This is a genomic window from Acinetobacter sp. GQ146, from assembly GCF_059758585.1.
The window spans coordinates 308,727-328,855 of sequence record NZ_JCAXDV010000002.1; the positions used below are offsets into that span (position 1 = coordinate 308,727).

General features: G+C 39.4%; 14 protein-coding genes. 5 read left to right on the forward strand and 9 right to left on the reverse strand.

Features of this window, described 5'->3' with window-relative positions; all coding sequences use genetic code 11:
* Nucleotides 1-49 precede the first annotated feature (49 nt).
* From AC6CHI_RS04635 to glnA, 5 genes are all read right to left on the reverse strand, one after another.
* Nucleotides 50-1,498, reverse strand: a complete 1,449-nt coding sequence (locus AC6CHI_RS04635) for an alpha/beta hydrolase family protein (protein WP_498119694.1) — start codon at nt 1,496-1,498, stop codon at nt 50-52.
* 108 nt (nt 1,499-1,606) lie between these two features.
* Nucleotides 1,607-2,488 (reverse strand): 4-hydroxybenzoate octaprenyltransferase, encoded by an 882-nt coding sequence (gene ubiA, locus AC6CHI_RS04640; protein ID WP_498119696.1) that lies wholly within the window; start codon nt 2,486-2,488, stop codon nt 1,607-1,609.
* A gap of 18 nt (nt 2,489-2,506) precedes the next feature.
* On the reverse strand, nt 2,507-2,974 hold the full coding sequence (locus AC6CHI_RS04645; protein ID WP_458891339.1) for a chorismate--pyruvate lyase family protein: 468 nt from the start codon (nt 2,972-2,974) through the stop codon (nt 2,507-2,509).
* Between the two features lie 68 nt (nt 2,975-3,042).
* The gene (locus AC6CHI_RS04650) at nt 3,043-3,318 is read right to left on the reverse strand and encodes a hypothetical protein (RefSeq protein WP_458891607.1); all 276 of its coding nucleotides are present in this window, start codon (nt 3,316-3,318) and stop codon (nt 3,043-3,045) included.
* A 90-nt stretch (nt 3,319-3,408) separates the two neighbouring features.
* A complete protein-coding gene (glnA, locus tag AC6CHI_RS04655) occupies nt 3,409-4,824 on the reverse strand; it encodes a type I glutamate--ammonia ligase (RefSeq protein ID WP_458891338.1) in 1,416 nt (471 codons plus the stop codon).
* An 818-nt stretch (nt 4,825-5,642) separates the two neighbouring features.
* On the opposite strand from glnA, the gene AC6CHI_RS04660 reads away from it, so the two are divergent.
* Nucleotides 5,643-6,434, forward strand: coding sequence for a transporter (locus AC6CHI_RS04660; protein ID WP_458891337.1), 792 nt, complete (start codon nt 5,643-5,645; stop codon nt 6,432-6,434).
* 53 nt (nt 6,435-6,487) lie between these two features.
* Here AC6CHI_RS04660 and yddG read toward each other — a convergent pair whose 3' ends face one another.
* A complete protein-coding gene (gene yddG / locus AC6CHI_RS04665) occupies nt 6,488-7,375 on the reverse strand; it encodes an aromatic amino acid DMT transporter YddG (RefSeq protein ID WP_498119698.1) in 888 nt (295 codons plus the stop codon).
* A 246-nt stretch (nt 7,376-7,621) separates the two neighbouring features.
* Here yddG and AC6CHI_RS04670 point away from each other — a divergent pair, with 246 nt between their 5' ends.
* The 3 genes from AC6CHI_RS04670 (at nt 7,622) to AC6CHI_RS04680 (ending at nt 10,783) form a co-directional block, all read left to right on the forward strand.
* Nucleotides 7,622-8,206: an NAD(P)H-dependent oxidoreductase gene (locus AC6CHI_RS04670; protein ID WP_498119700.1), complete on the forward strand. Its 585-nt coding sequence runs from the start codon at nt 7,622-7,624 to the stop codon at nt 8,204-8,206.
* An 8-nt stretch (nt 8,207-8,214) separates the two neighbouring features.
* Complete coding sequence (locus AC6CHI_RS04675; protein ID WP_498119702.1) at nt 8,215-8,541, forward strand: putative quinol monooxygenase; 327 nt, start codon at nt 8,215-8,217, stop codon at nt 8,539-8,541.
* 271 nt (nt 8,542-8,812) lie between these two features.
* Complete coding sequence (locus AC6CHI_RS04680; protein ID WP_498119703.1) at nt 8,813-10,783, forward strand: alkyl/aryl-sulfatase; 1,971 nt, start codon at nt 8,813-8,815, stop codon at nt 10,781-10,783.
* Nucleotides 10,784-11,301: 518 nt separating this feature from the next.
* Here the strand turns inward: AC6CHI_RS04680 and AC6CHI_RS04685 are convergent.
* Complete coding sequence (locus AC6CHI_RS04685; RefSeq protein ID WP_498119705.1) at nt 11,302-12,954, reverse strand: amidohydrolase; 1,653 nt, start codon at nt 12,952-12,954, stop codon at nt 11,302-11,304.
* Nucleotides 12,955-13,896: 942 nt separating this feature from the next.
* Here AC6CHI_RS04685 and AC6CHI_RS04690 point away from each other — a divergent pair.
* Nucleotides 13,897-15,117 carry a tyrosine-type recombinase/integrase gene (locus tag AC6CHI_RS04690; protein WP_498120053.1) on the forward strand — a complete coding sequence of 407 codons (1,221 nt, stop codon included), beginning with the start codon at nt 13,897-13,899 and terminating at the stop codon, nt 15,115-15,117.
* A 312-nt stretch (nt 15,118-15,429) separates the two neighbouring features.
* Here the strand turns inward: AC6CHI_RS04690 and AC6CHI_RS04695 are convergent, their stop codons facing one another.
* Together AC6CHI_RS04695 and AC6CHI_RS04700 are read right to left on the reverse strand one after the other, a co-directional pair.
* Nucleotides 15,430-17,397, reverse strand: coding sequence for an amidohydrolase (locus tag AC6CHI_RS04695; RefSeq protein ID WP_498119707.1), 1,968 nt, complete (start codon nt 17,395-17,397; stop codon nt 15,430-15,432).
* Between the two features lie 332 nt (nt 17,398-17,729).
* Complete coding sequence (locus AC6CHI_RS04700; RefSeq protein WP_498119708.1) at nt 17,730-19,925, reverse strand: TonB-dependent receptor; 2,196 nt, start codon at nt 19,923-19,925, stop codon at nt 17,730-17,732.
* Between the last annotated feature and the right edge of the window lie 204 nt (nt 19,926-20,129).

Consider the following 20,129-nt stretch of genomic DNA (forward strand, 5'->3'; position numbering starts at 1 on the left):
GCCTCAATGATGAGACTCTTTTTCAACTAAGCATTTATCTGAAAACAACTTAGAAATTCCCTGTACATTGTGGATCGGTACTGGCATCTTTCTGAGCATCAGTTAAGACAATTCCAGTAGCCGCAGGCATATTGCTCTGAATGAAATCTACAGCTGCGGCATTTCTACACACAATGGCTTGGGTATGCGTTGCATTAGGAACTATCGTCAGTTGATATCCATCTGCATAAGCATTTTGCGGGAAATACTTGGTCGCATTCGTTTTCATATTTGCAAACAGCGCTTGAGTCACGACAGGTAATACCGCCTGATCTTTTTCCCCTTGGATAATAAACACAGGGGTTTTTATGACTTTTTCAGCAGTTGCATTGGTTGCAGGCTGATTATCTAGCAAAAACTTCTGAACCACTGGATCTGTTTTAATTTTATTTAAATCAATACCGTATTGCGCAATAAGATGTGTCGGATCTTGCAAGAAAGCCAGAACACCGACTTTAAATTGTTCTTGCAGGCCATTTGCACGATCAGGGTCTGCATAGCTTAAACATGCCCCATCTTCGCCTGTACGCCCATAGGCTTTTTCTGCAATATCAGCTGCACCAGCAGTAAAAATAGTTTTTAAATCATAATCTGGCTGATAAGCTTTAATCCCTGAGCTCGCCAATGCAGCATATGCTAATAGTTCCGCATAACCATCAGCAATTTGATCAATCATCGCTTGACCTTGTTCTGCTGTGATTACGCTATTTGCAACCGCATAACGGACTTGTTGCAATTTCTCATCTAAAATATTTAGACCACTGGCTTTAGGTTGACCATTTGCATCTAAATTAAATTGAGGATCAATATAAATTTGAATAATTCGACCTAAACTTGATGCTGGTGCAGCAGCTACTGCCCCTTTATAACTTGTATCAGTATTGGCAAATTCAGCAGTCCCCAATGATGCATGCCCCCCCTGTGATTGCCCAATTGACATCCATGCACCATTTAATTGAGTGCCATAATGGTCTTTTGCTGCTTTCACCGCGGCTATTGCAGAATTCGCTTGGCTCGATAAATTCAAATAAGGATGCACACCAGGTGTTCCTAGGCCTTCATAATCTGGCGCAACCACCACATAACCTGCGGCTAATAAAGTATCCGCTAGAATCTTAAAGCGAGGATTCAATAAATTTTTACTTGGTGCACAACCATCACCCCCACCTACTGTACCGTGCTCCCATACCACAACACGATAACCATCTTTAGGTTGAATGGCTTTTGGAAACAATACCATGGCAGTGGCTGTTGCCGTTTTCCCTTGCAGATTCGTCATATTGTAAGTCATGACTTTAATCGATGAAGAATTATCTATGGTGTCTAATGAATAATTGCCTTCATATAAGTAAGTTTTATGAGTGTCCTGCGCAGTATTATCATCATCGTCATGGCAAGCCGTTAAGAACAGACTCGAAAATGCAAATGTCAGTGCCAACGCTATTTTTGTGCGCTTCATAAAGTATCCTTTTCATCTTTGTTGTTGTCCGCATGAAACTACATGCAAATTGATTAAGGCATAAAAAAAGTGCCCTGTATAGGACACTCTTTTAACCACATAGTCATTTTAAACAGTTAATTCTAAAAAGATTCCTATAAAAATCAGCATTCCCACCCAGCGATTGTGACGGAATGCCCAAAAACAGATTTGTGGATTTCGATCTTTGGTTTTGACGGTTTGATAAATAAAATCACCTGCAACCAGCAGCAAAGCCAATAAACCAAATGGCATCAACAGCTGCTGTAAATACAGAGCACTACCGATTAAAACTAGACTCAAAACCTGCAACAACGCAATAATTTGAATATCATATCGCCCAAACAAAATCGCGGTAGATTTAACGCCAATCTTTAAATCATACTCACGGTCAGTAATGGCATATTGCGTATCATACGCCACTGTCCAAGCCAGATTACCGAAATAAAGTAGCCAACAGGTTAAATCTGGTGTTACCCCGACTGCGCTATACGCCATTGGAATTGACCATGAAAATGCCGCACCCAAAAATACTTGCGGTAAGTGGGTATAACGTTTCATGAACGGATAAATAAAGGCAAGAAACAAAGCACCAAAAGACCAATAAAAGGTTTCTATGGGTAAAAACAACAACATACCTGCACTGGCCAAAACCAAGACTAGAAACACATATACCGCTTCTTTCGCACTAATGATGCCTGTTGCCAAAGGTCGTGTTTTGGTTCGTTCGACATGGGCATCCACTTTGCGATCTGCAAAATCATTAATTGCGCAGCCTGCTGCACGCATAAAAATAGTACCCAAAATCATGGGGATAAGGATACTTAAGCTTGGCATACCGCTATTGGCAATCCACAGTGCCCACATGGTTGGCCAAAAAACCAATTCAGTACCAATCGGCTTATCAAAACGACATAAATAATAATAAGCTTCTAAGCGTTCACGCCAAGTAATCTGTTGCACCGTAGCCATGAAAATCCTTCAAAAATTTCACAATTTGGTTTTGCGAAGATACTGCAGAAAAGCAGGTAAAAATGTCTCTTGCACAATAAATTTGCAACCGTGCCAAGTATAACAACTTTGTCGGGTCCAGCCTTCATCCAGCCAAATCACTCGGCGCTCACATTTCGGTTCAGTTCGATCAAACAAGAACCAACCAATCGGTTTTGTACCGATATGCTTAAAAATTCTGGCACGGCGCTGCAGACTTTGAATCGGGAAAATACTTTTGGCTTTGACCCACGGCTGCTGTTCACATCCATACAGATAGCTTTCACGCACCCACGAGGTGTGATGGAATGGCACTTGCATCCATGTCGCATCAATAAAATTCAAGCGCTGAAAATGCTCTTTTACCGGCTTAACACTGAACTGACCCTGCGCAACATCAGTTAATTGCTGAGTTAATGAACCAGAGGCTTGTAGCCATGTTTTTAGCTCAGCTGGAATTTGCTGCATAAATTTACCTACGCAATCACGCTGTGTAACTTGTAAAGATTAATCGAATTAAGTGAATACAGAATTATTTAACAATTATCGGTCTTGGCAATGATTTCAAACTGCCCATTAGGCAACTTTTGTAAAATAAAACCTTCCGTACTGATATAAAAACTTTGCGGATAGTCATAATCCAAAGCCATTTCAGGACTTTTTAAACCTACAAACTCTACCTGCTTATACCCCTCAGCTGTACGTGCGACCTCTATATACACGACGGGTGAAAAGTTTAATTTAAAACCTTTAGTGTGATCTTTGACATCGACCCAAGGATAAAAGCCGGTCTGTTTTTTCCGCTGTGCCATAAATTTGAAGACTAAATTTCTATGTGCAACCATGATACAAAAAAAACCCGCACGAGGCGGGTTTTTTTACAGTCATTCTTCTTAAAAGAATTACAAGCTGTAGTACATGTCGAATTCAACTGGGTGAGTTGTCGTGTTAAGACGACGTACATCTTCAGTTTTAAGTTCGATGTAAGCATCAAGCATTTCTTTAGTGAATACACCGCCTTTTAATAAGAAGTCGTGATCCGCTTGAAGTGCTTCAAGAGCCATATCTAGGCTATGCGCAACTGTAGGGATTTTTGCTTCTTCTTCAGGAGGAAGGTCATACAAGTTCTTGTCAGCAGCTTCACCTGGGTGAATCTTGTTTTGAATACCGTCGATACCCGCCATTAACAATGCCGCGAAACCTAAGTACGGGTTCATCATTGGATCTGGGAAACGAGCTTCAATACGCTTGCCTTTAGGGCTAGAAACGTAAGGAATACGGATAGAAGCAGAACGGTTACGTGCTGAGTAAGCAAGCATAATTGGTGCTTCAAAGTGTGGTACTAAACGCTTGTACGAGTTTGTAGAAGGGTTAGTAATGGCATTCAATGCACGAGCGTGCTTGATGATACCACCGATGAAGTAAAGCGCCATTTCAGAAAGACCAGCGTATTCATCACCAGCAAACAAGTTCTTGCCATCTTTAGAGATCGACATATGAACGTGCATACCTGAACCGTTGTCACCAACCATTGGCTTAGGCATGAAAGTAGCAGTTTTTGCATATTGGTGTGCAACGTTCCAAACAGCATATTTAAACTGTTGTACTTCGTCAGCTTTACGTACCATTGTGTTAAAGCTTACACCAATTTCTAATTGGCAAGATGCAACTTCGTGGTGATGTACTTCTACACGACCTGGACCCATGATGTCTTCAATTTTTGCACACATGTCTGCACGCATATCGTGTGAAGAATCTACAGGAGGAACTGGGAAGTAACCACCTTTAACACGTGGACGGTGACCAGAGTTACCTGATTCATAGTCTTTACCCGTAGACCATGCTGCTTCTTCAGCGATCAATGTATGGCGAGCGCCAGACATGTCGATGTCCCACTTCACTTCGTCAAATACGAAGAATTCTGGTTCTGGACCAAAGAATGCAGTATCACCAATCCCTGTAGATTTTAGGTATTCTTCTGCACGACGTGCAATCGAGCGTGGGTCACGGTCATAACCTTGACCAGTTGATGGCTCAATAACGTCACAAGTAACAACTACTGTAGGCTCAGCAAAGAACGGGTCGAGGAAACAAGTTTCAGCATCTGGGCGTAAGATCATGTCTGACGCTTCAATACCCTTCCAACCAGCGATAGAAGAACCATCAAACATTTTACCATCTTCAAATGTATCTTCGTCGATAGTATCTGCTGGGTAAGTTACGTGTTGTTCCTTACCTTTAGTATCAGTAAAGCGGAAATCGACCCATTTTGCGCCACTTTCTTGGATGAGTTGTAGGACCTTGTTCGCCATGCTCATTTTGCTCCGATGATTTTTTGTTGCACCCGTGGAGTGCGTGTTAGTAGTTGGCAGTTATAAAGCAATTCTCATACCAACTTTCAAAAAGCAAAGCTAAAACATTGAATTATTTATCAGAATACAAAATTTTCAAACTTTGCTTTGACCCTATTATACTGTTAGAAAAATGAAATGCACCATATTCAAACATTTTCATTATTCGGTTTAAAACCATGACACAAAAAGAACCAAAATAGTGCAAATTAATGTGAATGACATAATGCGGTGCATTTTTAAGATTAAAATACAGACGATATTTTGATTTAATAATAATGCTCTTCGCTATTTATCATTTTTTCTGATATTTAATATTTAATTACATCGACCAAATGCATATTTCACTCAATTTTGTGGGCTGTGAAGCCCCTATCCACAATGCCTTCACTGTATCGGATCATCCCTTATCCCAATAATGCACCACTTTATGACAATTAAAACCAAACATGCAAAAAGCAGGAATCGTCTCAATCAGCCCCACCTAGACTTGGCCAAAGAAAGCTTAACAACACTTATACTGTTGATAAAAATTCGCTGAAATTATAGACATGATTAAAAATTTGACCAATACTACAAAAATGGATGGCAACTACATCTCCTTATCATAACAAGACGTATATTCAAGGTAGGAAGCAAACATCTAGAGAAATAAATGTTGCTAATAAATAACTTCAGAACCTGTAAAACAGGAACATCAACAAAAATTGATACAGCTTAAAATTTACATCTAATCGTCATACTTGAAAACAATGTAATACCAGCTGATCACCCAGAGGTAGATTATGAAAAAAAGTATATGTTTTGGTATTTGTACTCTTCTTACCGCAACTAGTTATGCCGCAGATACGGCGGATCTGGCCAAACAATTATCCAATCCCGTCGCCAATATGGTAAGTGTGCCTTTTCAGTTTAACTATGATGAAAAAATCGGTGCAAATGAAGACATAGAACGCTATCAACTCAACATTCAGCCCGTTATTCCGATTAGTTTAAATGAAGACTGGAATTTGATTTCACGTACTGTGCTGCCTGTTGTGGTGCAAACGTATGGCGATAGTGCTAAAGACGATGATTGGGGAACGGGTGATACGGTACAAAGTTTATTCATTTCTCCTGCGGAACCCGGCCCTGGTGGCATTATTTGGGGGGTGGGTCCTGCCATGCTATTTCCGACTGCTTCCGAAAAAACCTTGGGCGCAGATCAATGGGGGCTTGGACCGACAGCCGTCGTGTTAAAACAAATAGAAGGCTGGACATTAGGCACACTTGTCAATCATATTTGGGCGGTTGAACATAAAGACAATGCCGAAGGGGTCAACAGTACTTTTATTCAACCTTTCGTCAGCTACACTTATCCGAGTAGTTTGACACTGACACTGAACACTGAAACCACTTACGATTGGAACAGTGAAGATGCAGTGGTCCCGATTAATATGACTGCAACTAAAATTGTGAATTTGAATGGACAATTGATCAGTATCGGCGGTGGTGTACGTTACTGGGCTGATGACACGACTGGTAGCGCTAAAGAATGGGGCGGTCGTTTAATTGCCTCCTTTATTTTCCCCAAATAACATTGCCCCTATTTCAGCATAATCAAAAAAAGGAGATCAAGCATCTCCTTTTTCTATGTGCGAATTCGAGTCGCCCACCAACATAAAAATGAACCACAGCAGACCAAAACTGCCCCCTGCCAAAAAGACCAAGTCAGTTCTAAATTGAGTAAATGCATCGCAATCAGCGATGAAATAATCGGGGTAAAATAGGATGCAGCAGTCAGCAGCTGGATATTGCCATGCAAAATACCAACATTCCAAGCGGCATAACCCAGTCCAAATGCCGCAGCACTCAAAAATAAATATATTAGGGTATGCAATTGCACATCAGGAATTTCGAAATTCCCGATCCATATAAATTTAAGCCACAAAGCCACAGAGGTCAGGCAGAAAAACAAAGCTATGGCATTTTGACCGTTACCCAATTTCTTGGTGACTACACAATAGCTAGCCCAAATAAAAGCCCCTATAAAGGCCAGAACATAGCTGATAGGATTCGAGGCGATATTGTATGTAAGCTGATGAAAACTAAACTCGCCACTCCCCACTTGGACTTGAATAATGCCAAATAAAGTCAGCACTATTCCCAATAGCACTAAAGGATGAAATTTTTGCTCGCGAGTCAAGATTAAAAGCAAGACCGTGAGGCTGGGCCATAAATAATTAATAATACTGACTTCAACAGCTTGCTGACTGTTTTGTGCAAAAGCCAAAGACAGTGACAAACATAACTCATAAGAAACAAACAAGCCTGAACCCAAAAGCAAATATTTTTTCGGAAATGCACTGAATTGAGGAGGTCTAAACAAAATCAATAAGATGATTGAACTCAAGGTATAGATTAAGCAAACCCCAAGTATTGCACCAAAGCCCTCAGTGACCTGTCTTAATAATCCTACAATAGAAGCCCAGAACAGAATGGCACATAAGCCAATCGCTGTGGCTAGACGCGGTGACATATCGCTCAACTTAGTCTTGGTAAAATTTAGCTGAATGTAACAATAGACAATGCTGCTTACAACTGTATTTAAAATTATTCAACTTTTTCAAAATTTTTACGCATCACCTTTATCGGACAGATACAGGGCTGATTGACAAAATTATTGATTTTTAATCAATAATATTTTGCAGATTCATTACTTTTTCAAACTTAATCTCATTTTTATACTCATGCCTAAATTGCAACATAACCCTTAGGTCTTTTCATGCAGAATATTTTGATTGTGAATGGCGCAAAACAATTTGCACATTCAAATGGTGAACTGAACAATACCCTGACTACGTTTGCTTCATCACATCTTGCACAACGCGGTTATACGGTGAAAGTGACGCGTACAGATGCTGACTATGATATTCAGCAAGAAATTAGCAACTATGTTTGGGCAGATGTGATCATTTACCAAATGCCAGGCTGGTGGATGGGCGCTCCATGGACCATGAAAAAGTATATTGATGATGTTTTTACTTTAGGTCATGGCACTTTATATGCCAATGATGGTCGCTCCCGTAGTGATGCACACAAGAAATATGGTTCTGGCGGACTCATTCACAATAAAAAATATATGTTATCGCTCACTTGGAATGCCCCCCTTGAAGCCTTTCAAGATCAAGCACAATTCTTTGAAGGTGTGGGTGTGGATGGCATCTATCTGCCTTTTCATAAGGCCAATCAATTTTTGGGCATGCAAGCTTTAGAAACCTTTATTGTCAATGACGTCATTAAAGCCCCGAATGTCCCGCAATATTTAGCCGCTTATCGCGCACATTTAGATAGACATTTTGCAGTATAAAGGACTTCATGATGCTGACCGTGATTGCAGAAATTCAAATTAAAGACAGTGCTGAACATTTTGACACTGTGCTAAATGCTTTTAGAAAAGTAACGCCATTGGTGTTAAAGGAGTCAGGCTGTTATGGATATGAGCTTTATAAGGATCTAGATAACAAAGCTCATTTTCAGTACATGCCTAGCAATTCGATTATTATGTTTGAAAAATGGCAGTCTTTAAGCCATTTGGAACAGCATATGCAAACCACGCATATGCAAGAATTTCAAGCGATGGTCAAAGATGTGATTCAGGACACCAAAATTAGAATCATGCAATGCGGTTTACCCCACATTTAACGCGATTCTCGTTTAGTCATGATGCAAAAACTGCCCCCACATGCTGTAAAAAACAAATAAAACAGCCTGCCCCTAGCAGGCTTTTCGATAATAAATATTTGGGTCATGCCTTGTGCACAAGATCAGAAATTTTGAGAAAAAAACTCAGTGTTAAAATAAGATAATCAGCTCAAAAATAATGCAAGATTAAAAAAAAATATGATATAAAAAAAGTCTACCAGCGCTCTTAATAATTAATACACAACAATGCACCTAACACTGGAGTATAACTATGAAAATTCGAAATGAGAAACTTCTATTAGGACTACTAACAGCAACTTCTCTATTTGTCAGTGCAGACGCTTTTGCTGAAGGGACAGCATCAGCAGCAACAATAAAAGCCAATAAAGAGGTATTAAACTCCTTACCTTTTAACGATACCGAAGATTTTAAAAATGCAACCCGTGGTTTTATCGACAAACCAGCATCATTAGTTATTAAAGATACGAAGGGTAATATCGTTTGGGACATGGATAGTTACACCAAGTTTATTAGTATAGATAAACCCGCCCCTGCTACAGTCAATCCCAGCCTATGGCGTAATGCACAATTAAACGTGCAGTATGGCTTATTCAAAGTTACAGATAATATTTATCAAGTCCGTGGTTATGATCTTTCCAATATTACATTTATTAAAGGTAAAACTGGCTGGATTGTATTTGACACCGGCATTTCTGCGGAAACAGCAAAAGCTGCGTATGAATTAGTGACCAAAAATTTAGGAAAAAGACCTGTGGTAGGCGTGGTCTATAGTCACTCCCATGTCGATCATTACGGCGGAACACGAGGTCTGGTTGATGAAGCTGATGTCAAAGCTGGCAAGGTCAAAATCTATGCACCAGAAGGGTTCTTGGAACATGCTGCAAGTGAAAGTGTGATTGCTGGTAATGCGATGAGCCGTCGCGCTATTTTCATGTATGGTGCATTACTACCGCGTAATGCTGCTGGCGGTGTAAATGGTGGTTTGGGACAAACCACGTCAACAGGTACCGTAACATTACTACCTCCAACCGATATCATTACCAAAACTGGTCAGACTGTAACTCTAGATGGCGTCAAAATGGAATTCCAAATGACACCAGGAACAGAAGCACCTGCCGAAATGAATACATGGTTCCCTGACTGGAAAGCCCTGTGGATGGCAGAAAACACAACCAACACCATGCATAACGTACTCACGCTGCGTGGTGCTCTTGTTCGAGATCCCCTTATTTGGGCTAAATATTTAAATGAAACCATTGATATGTACGGCAAAGATGTACAAGTTAAATTTCAAAGTCACCACTGGCCGCTATGGGGCAATGAACAAATCATAGATTACTTTAAGAAACAAAGAGATATTTACAAATACACCCATGACCAGTCTGTAAACTTACTGAATAAAGGTTACACAGGTAAAGAAATTTCAGAGATGATTCAATTTCCAAATGAACTGGATCAATTCTGGGCTGGTCGAGGCTACTATGGTACCTTACGTCATAACTCACGTGCAGTCTATCAGCGTTATATGGGCTGGTATGACGGCAATCCATCAAGCCTAAATGATCTTCCGCCGACTGAAGCCGCGAAGAAATATGTGGAGTATATGGGGGGTGCCAATGCAATCATGACCAAAGCCAAAGCGGACTATGACAAAGGTGAATATCGTTGGGTTGCTGAAGCTCTAAAACAGGTTGTATTCGCAAACCCAGATAATACGGCTGCAAAAAACCTATTGGCCGATGCTTATGAACAATTGGGCTTCCAAGCAGAAGCAGGCACTTGGCGTTCTGTTTACCTAGAAGGGGCATATGAGTTACGTAAAGGTACGCCAAAAGAAGGTGGCGTAAACACCTCAAGTCCAGACACCATTGCTGCTATGACACCCGATATGCTCTTTGACTACATGTCGATCCGTTTAAATGGACCTAAAGCAGCGGGCAAGAAAATGTCATTCAACATCGAGTTCCCAGATTTGAAAGAAAACTATGGTTTAACTTTAGAAAATGCGGTACTCAACTATAATAAAAAAGAAGTTGCCTCTCCGACTGCAACTTTAGTACTAAACAAATCTACCCTGAATGATATTCAAAATGGTGTGATTACATTTGACCAAGCTATCAGTAATGGATCTTTAAAAATCACAGGTAACTCGGCTGCCTTTAAAGATTTATTAGGCATGATGGATACCTTCCCATTCTTCTTTAATATTATTACCCCGTAGTTTTTAAACATCCGGAAATCAATCATTCACATCGAATGAGACTGCATTGACAACAACGCCCAATAAACATTATTGGGCGTTGTATTCTTGATACCGCTGTTCCATAAATCCATTTCACCTCTATATTTTTCTTCAGCATTTATACTTCATGAAATGAATATCGCTTATACCTCTCATTTAAACCTTAGGTTTTCTTCAAACCACATTCCCTATCTAACTCATGATTATTTTTATATCTAAGCAATGGAGGTTGCTGACTCATCCAGATCACGCTTGCTTTGCTAGCAATGGTTAAAAGCCAGCAAGATATAATAGAAAAATTATATAAATAAAATGATTAAGGGATTTAAATATCAAATTGGGTAATAGAAAATTAAAATCATGAAAAAGCCCAAACTTTATAGGTCGGGCTTAATTTTAGTGACTATAAGCAATCTAGTTAAACAATCATAACTCAGTTTGCGTAAGCGATTGGGTGTCTATGTTACAACAACTCACTCCCCGCTTAACTGAATGCGCTATTTTTGATAAACCACATTCCCTTCCTTAATCGTTTGAATCACCTGAATATCTTTGATTTGTTGGGGATCAACTTTTAACGGGTTTTTATCCAGAACAACCAAATCTGCCAATTTGCCTTTTTCGAGAGTTCCCTTCGAGTTTTCTTCAAAGTATTGATAGGCTGCCCAACTGGTAATTGACCTTAAAGCATTATAAGGGCTGACACGTTCTGCGGGTCCAATCACATCACCTGAGCGACTAATGCGGTTGACCGTTGCATATAAAACCATCAGGCTATTGGGTAATGCAACGGGTGCATCATGGTGTTGTGTAAAGATCATACCTTTATTTAAAGCTGTTTGCCCTGGAGAGATGCGGTATGCGCGTTCTTTGCCAAAGGTAACATCACGATGCCAATCTCCCCAGTAATAGGTATGCATTGCAAAGAATGAAGGAATGATCTGCAATTGCTTCATACGATCTAACTGGTCAAACCGAGCCGTCTGGGCATGAATGGCAACGCTTCTTCTGTCGTTATTACCATATTTTCGAGCGGCTTTATCCACGGCACTGAGATATTCATCTAAGGCTGCATCCCCATTGGTATGCGCTAAGATCTGCCAATTATTTTTATAGGCCGTTGCAACCAATTGATCAACTTTACTTTCATCTGGAATTGCAGGGTAACCTACATATGTTTTCGGCTGCCCTTCTGGCGGAATCAAATACGGCTGAGTTAGCCATGCAGTACGCCCTTGGGGTGAACCATCCAAAGAAAGTTTGGCGCCCGCAATCCTAAAATGCTTGCTATAAGATTTTTGTGTTCCATGGCTCTCTAAATAAGGCTGTTGCGCCTGAATATCCGGATAGCAAGCGATATCTACCGTTAAACGATTTTGTTGCCCCAAATCCTTCCATGTTTCGCAAATATCGGCTGTGGCTCGTCCTTCTTGCAAGGTTGTATATCCAAAGCGGAGATAGGCATTAATACCAGCAAGGGCAATTTTTTCATTTGCATCTTTATCATATTTCGCCATGATTGCGAATAAGGGCTGAAACATTGCCATTTCTTCTAGCACACCATTTGGCACATTCGAATTTTTTTCACGACGAATTACACCACCAGCTGGATCTTTCGTATCAGCCGTATAACCTGCCAACTCTAGCGCTTTATGATTCATCGCCCCCAGATGCCCTGATTGATGAATGACTAAGACAGGATCCTCTTTCGAAACTTTATCCAATTCATCCGCAGTAGGATGACGCAGTTCTTTTAATTGCGCATCGTCATAACCAAATCCAATAATCCACTTATATTTACCGACAATGTTTTTTTTATCAGTTTTCCATTGCCTTAAGTTTTGAATAAGTGAATCAATGTTATTTACATTGCCATCTGGTGGTGCAAGTAAATTAGCAGCGATCGCCTGAAATCCTGCATTATAAGCATGTCCATGCGCATCAATAAAACCAGGCAATAGCGTTTTACCATCCAGATTAATTTCACGGCTTTGAGGTGCAATTTTCCGAGCATCGGCCACATCGCCAACAAAACTAATTTTACCTCCCTGAACAAGAATCGCTTGTACATATTGAGGTTGATCTCCCACCATCGTCACAATATCGCCATTAAAATAGAGCTGTGATTGTTGAACTGGTGGAGATGACATACACGCGACCAATGGAAAGATCAAAGGCACTGTTATTAATAATTTTTTCATTATTTTATAGTCTCTATTATTGAATCAAAAATAGTTTATACCAGATTACTAACGGAATATAGCGCCTATTTTTTAGACACAAGATGTAATTTTAAAAATACCTTACCCTCCCCTAATCACGCCCAGCAGATTCAATTATCTTAGCCAACTTCAGCTAAGAACAACCCAGCCACCATCCCAATCAGCGAATATAATATGCAGCCTCGTTGATCTCTTCTGCTTCCTCATATTGATAATATTATATGTTTGATTAAATTATATTTTTTCATGATAAACTAAGGAAAAACAAGCACAAATAAGTGAAAGTTTGAGGTCGCTTACTTAGTTACTTTGGTTAATGTTGCTTTCGAAATTTTAGAGGATCTATGAATACTATTAATCAGTATTCAACACACAGCGAAAGAACAAGATGGATTGAATGCAAGGATTTTCCCCGATCCTGAATATCCCCCAAGAGCTCAATAGGTAAATGTATACTGAACGATATCACAAACTATTTTAAGAAGGTTCAAAGCATGACTGCCCACTTTCTTATGTTCAGTCAGTTGTCACAAACCCATCAGAATCTGCTACAGTAGCCGCTTAAGAAAGCGGCTTTATTTTGTTCATTAAATAAGGGAGCTTTCTTCATATTGAGTATTCAATTGAGTACCCAAATAGTAATTTTTAAATACTTGCATAAATTTCAAAAGGTTGCAGAAAAAATGCTTCTCATGATCGAAAAGAAGCAGAATTGTAAACTATTATAAATTACTATAAAGATTAATTATTTAGCCTTTCAAAATATCTATTTTCTATAAAATACTGTCAAATATTATCAAATGACATAAAAAGCTTTTGTGAGTAAGATTGTGAGTAAGCACTCCAATAATGATCCGTTACTCACACACCATGCTTAATGACACTAAAATCAAACAGTTAAAACCTACTGAAAAAATGTATCGAATCGCCGATCATTCGGGATTATGTCTTGAGGTGCGTCCAAACGGATCTAAGCACTGGCGTTTCAGATATCGCTTCTTGGGTAAGGCATCAATGTTGAGTCTTGGTGAATACCCTATTGTAAGCCTAGCAAATGCCAGACAAAAGGTCGTAGAGCAAAAGACACTGCTCGATCAAAATATTGATCCAGCCAAATACCGTATAGAAGAAAAAGAGAAGGCCAAACTACAACAGCTTTCCACTTTCCGTGAAGTGGCTTTAGAGTGGTATGAAACCAAACAAAGTAAACGCTCTGAGTCATATCGCCTAACAGTTCAGAAGTCATTTGAGCGCGACTTATTCCCTGCTTTTGGCCATAAAGATATTAAGACTGTAACACCGTACGACATTCTCAAAATGCAGAAAGACACCATCAAGCGTGTCACTAAGCAAATGAATCACGGTACTGGTGAATCTACCGCTATCCGTAATCGCCAAATCGTAAATGCTATTTTTAACTACGCTATTGCGAATCTACTATGCGAAACCAATCCAGCAGTATCATTAGGCCAAACAGTCGAGCGACCACCAAAAGAAACAGCACGACCAATGACACAAGATGAAATGGCTCGCTTTCATGCTGCTATGAAGACCAGTCGAAGTACTGAGATGGTTAAGAATGCAATTATGCTTTTGCTCTATTCGATGATGCGTTCGGTGGAGATCTGCCGCTTACGTTGGGAATGGGTGGATTTTGATAAGAAATTGATCACCATCCCTGCAGCAACTAAAGAGCAGCTTGAGCAAGGTGAACGCAATATCAAAATGAACCGTATTCACTTGGTACCACTCAGTCACCAAATGATTAAGATTTTGGAAAATCAAAAACTTCAATCTAATGACGAACTGGTGTTTTGCTCAGTATTCAATAAGAGCAAGATCATGAACAAAACCACCATTAATAGAGCATTGGCTTCGATGGGTTTTAATTCACTAACCGCTCATGACTTCCGAGCTACAGCTTCAACTCTTCTTCACGAAGCAAAATACAGCTCTGAATGGATTGAATTACAGCTTGCACATGCTGATAAGAATGTAGTCCGTGGTACCTACAACCATGCGCAAAGCTTAGATGATCGTCGGCAGATGATGCAAGATTGGTGTGATATGGTTGATAGCTGGAAGGAATAATGAAAAACTGGCTCTACTTTTACATCGAATACACAATCAAGAATGGTGAGCCATTTTATAAAGAACCAGGATGGGCTCTTGGGCTTAAAAGTAGATATATAATTCTTAGTAATGTTTTGAGTTAGAGGTTCCTCTATGTGCTAATACTACCTATTACTAACTAAAAGAAATTTTACAATTCTAGCTATCAAAAAATCGACTCGAACTAAATTTAAAAGATCATATTTTGAAGGGTTCAAATAAGTTTGATTATATTCAGAATGCTCCAGTAGATTTTATTTTTAAAAACCTCTGGAGCAATTTATAAAAACTTTACTTAATTTTTTTTATGTTTTCTGCGTAAGCAAGCGCAATTTGCTGTGAAATATAGCCTAACTGACAATTATCACCATCAACATGTGAATGCGTTAATAGGTCTGAATTAAAGGTTGAATTAACTATTTTATAGTTCGTGGATTGCACCGATAAAGGTGCATTACTTGATTTTAATTTCTTAGTAACAGGGAATACACGGCCTTCAAAAATAGTGGCTGAAATCGGAATGTCTTTCAATTTGACTGGATCGACTGTGTATGGGTCTTGCTCAAGAATAGTGAAATTTGCAATTTTGCCAGGCTGAATACTTCCCAGCCAGTCTTCTTTTCTCCATGAATATGCCGCCTCAATAGTAATTGCGCGTAATGCTGCATCAACACTAATTTTTTGAGATGGCCCAGCGACACGGCCACTAGGTGTAATGCGGTTTACGCCAGACCAAGCTAAATAAAGTGGATCAGATGGAGCCATTGGTAAATCGGAATGGAATGAAAGATGTTGAGTATGCTTTAAGATTGATGCACTACGCACCATCATATCTGCACGTGCAATGCCTAAACCATCTGCATATTTGTCTGCGAATCCAACAGTGTAATAAGGATTAACACTAAAAATGGCTCCATTTTTTGCCAGTTGCGCAATTTGCTGTTCATTAGAGTTAGCAAAGTGGACCACAACAAACCGGTGATCGACCTTTGGGTTTTCTTTCATGCGCTTTTCTAAGGTTGCAAGTACTACCTCTGCTCCTAAATCACCATTCACATGAATATGTAATTGATAACCTGCATCCCAAAAGAGTTTGGCACGACGTTCTAATTCATCAGGTTGAATTATCCACTCACCATGGTGCCCGTCCGTGTAGGGTTCTTTCATTTGCATCAGTTGTGAGATTATTGCTCCATCTGCAAACAATTTAATCTCTTTAGGGAAGAACATGATTTTTTTGCCTGATGTTTCAGGTGCTGTAGCAATCGTTTCTTCCACTTTGTCCAAGGCATTATCTAAACCGACTGCATCTACAATTCCACGACCATCAGCTAAGAAGGTTGAATACATTGGTGTATCATCAGCCCCTAGAATTTTTTCGTATAATTGCCACATTTCTGGAGAAACAATAGCACCTGGCTCATTGTAAGCTGTGACTCCGTTAACATGGGCATAGGCAACCATTTGTTTTAAACCAAAACTAAGTCTTTCTGGAGTTGCAATAGCTTTGAGCATTTTAGGCATAACTGGAGTATTCATTAAGCCTTGTTCCCAGAAGTGCCCTGCCTTATAGTCAACCATTTTACTTGCGGCCCCTTTATTTTCGACATCAGACGCTTTGATATCTAAAAGCTTTAAGGCTGCTGTATTCAAATACACTTCATGGCAAGAGCGCTGCCAAACAATAATAGGACGAGTTGAACTAATTTTGTCTAAAGCTGCACGGTCTAATGGTCCATGCCAAAGTTTGTGATAGCCCCAAGTCACAAGCAATTCATTAGGATCTTTTAAGTTCTTTTCAGCAAGAACTAATTTTTCCATATACTCTTTTTGTGAATTGGCTGCTTTAAAGGTTCGCTCTGGTAAATTCCAATCTTCGGTTGCAATAACTTCAGTTGCTAATGTCAGCGCACCAAGTACCGGGTGTAAGTGTTGGTCAATAAACCCAGGCATAATAATTTGGTCTTTAAATTGATTATTAACATTAACCTTAATTTTCCCTGCTTGCTGTTTTAATTGCGAGAGAGAGCCAACCCCAATAATGCGCTTACCTCTCACCGCAACTGCCGTTGCTTCTTTAGGTGTATTTGCCATAGTAATTACACGTTTGGCGGTAAAAATGGTAATACCTTGATTGCTTGGGGTTAGAGAGGATGTATTGTTAAATGCTTCATTCATGCTTCCGTCGGCAAATACAGACAAAGGAGACATCATGAGTAGCGATGAGAGTATAAGAAGTGGTTTTTTAGTTAATTTCATACTTTTCTCATTATGCGTTTTTAAAATTTATTTATGAAAAATAACAGCTTTTCTGTATTAAGCAAAACTTTAAATAAGTCTAAAATTATTCTAAATGTTAAAGAACCTAAATAGATACCGGTACTGGGAACCACGTGAATTAGATAACTATCGTGAGTTGACTGTAATCAATAGCCTTAGTACGAAAACAAAGCCTGTTTTAAGCTAAAACACCTTAAAGAACAATAAAAGCGCTCCAGTGCTCAGGGTTCTGGAACGCTCTTAGTTAAAATATTGCTAATCCGAAGTTAAAACATTTCGTATAAGGCGTATTATCTAAATTTAAGAAAAATCTAATAATTCACAGTGTAACTTACTGCAAAAGTACGACCTTCCGCAGGGATTGCTAATAATGAATTCACATTGGTCTCTGCTGCTTGTTGGGCAAAAACAGTTTTATATTGTTTATCCCATACATTATAAACGCCAAAGTCAACACGCCCTTTTGCTAGTGGGAAATGTGCCAACACATCCATAGTGGTATAACCTTTAATCTCTGCTGCGGCATTATAATCATCACTATACCCCTTAGCAGCAAGTTCTAAATCATCTTTATAGGCTTTGTCTGTCCCTTTAATGGCTAACATTTGAGCACGCACACCATAACCATCGGCATTACTCCATTCTGCAAATAAAGTGCCTTTCATTGGTGAAACTGCAAAGGCATTTAATTCGTGCCAATTATCCGCAGCATCTTTATATTGACCACGCGTATAACCCAAAGTTCCACCTACTTTATAGTTGTCCATAAATAGATAACTCACTGTGGCTTCTGCACCATAAATGCGTTGGTCGGTATCGACTACTTTGACATCACTGTTCGCAAAGCTGACGAATTTGTCCGAAGTATTATAAAAAGCCGTTATATTTGTTGTTAAACCATTATCCTGATTAGTACGCCAACCCAACTCATAACTGTTTACAGAAATTGGCACAATACCAGAAGAATCAATATTCGCAGTTACGCTATTACCTCGTAAAATGCGCTGTATATCGGGGTAACTAAAGCCTTGAGAGAAATTAGCATAAATTTGCTGCGCATCAGTCAATTTGTAAACAGTCCCTAAATTAAATAAGAATTTATCGGAATCTGTTGAGCCAGCAGGTCGATATGTAGAATCACTTGCGGCACGCCCATTACGATAATAACTCTTATTATCTGCTTGAATGTACTGATATCGCACACCAGCTTGAACATTTAAGCGATCTGTTAAAGCATAGTCGCCCTGTAAAAATGTCCCTATATTTTGAATAGTTGTATCTGGTCCATAATCTGAAACATAATTATTAGGATTGGAATTTATAAATTTTAAATGGCTACTATCTGACTCTAACCAATCTACATATTGATGATCTTTTTCTCGGTCATAATCTAGACCATAAGTCAGCTTTAAATCTCTATCTGCAACTTTTAAATCTGACTGAATGGTGGAGCGAATACCTGCGTAATCAATATTTGACTGAGACTGGGAGAAAACAGTTGAAGCTGCCCGACGTGCTGGATAAAAACGAGATTTCTCATTACGATAATAGGCTTCAATATTTAATATTTGACCTAACATATCTGTATTTTGATATTGAGTATTTATAGCATAACGCTTAGTAAATGGTTGATTTTGTAACTGTAATCCTTTTTTTGGTGTATAGAATTCTGAAGTGGTATCGTAATCTACCCCATATTCGGTATCTTGTTCATCTTTATAATATTGCGCACCAAAACTTAAACTTTGGCTATCAGTCAAATTAAAATTCAGTCGTCCATTTACATCAATTGTATCGGTATCCATCGTGCTGCCCTGCCACGGGCTTAATGAAATACGATCTCCTCGACCATCAAACTGTGAACCACGGCTGGTATAGTCTACGCCTAGAAAACCATCTACTTTGTCATGGGCAAAAGAGGCGGTCTGTCCAACTTGATAAGCCAGACTATCACTACGGAAATTATCAGCGGCAGTCACACCCAACTTGGTCTGAAAACTGACAGGGTCAGATTTGTCTGCTCGTTTAGTAATAATGTTAATAATACCCCCTGTTGCGCCAGAACCATAAATGCTGGTCGCACCCGAAACGACTTCAATATGATCAATCATATTCGGGCTAATACTGTTAAGTTGACGCGCGACATCACGTGATCCTGTTTGAGATACTCCATCAATCATAACGAGTACATTACGTCCACGCATAGTTTGACCATAGTTACTAGTTGTTCCACTGCTTGGTGCAAGCGAAGGTACTAGCTGCGCTAAAATATCTGCAACTTTACGGCCTGTTCCTGCCTGTTGTGCAATTTCATCCGATGAAATGGTTTGGACTGTTCCGGCAATTTCAGCAATGCTTTTTGGTGCTCGTGTTGCTGTCATAACAATAGTGGGCAGCTTCGCTTCGACATTTTGTGTTTCAGCCCCCATCGCAACAGAATCATCGGCATAAAGTTGAGTACAAATTGCCGTTGTAAGCAAGCAAAGACTGAAGTGAGACAGGCGCATTATTATTACCTTATAGTAAAATATTTTTACGAATGATAATCATTAACAACACAAATGTAAAACTTTTATCAATAATATTTATTGTTCCCATTTAATATAATAACCATCATAGAAAATGCCCTCACTTGAGGGCATCCACAATAGCACCATGCTTCGCCTTGCAGTCGTTATATTTAGCAACTGCATCAATTGACCAAAGCAATA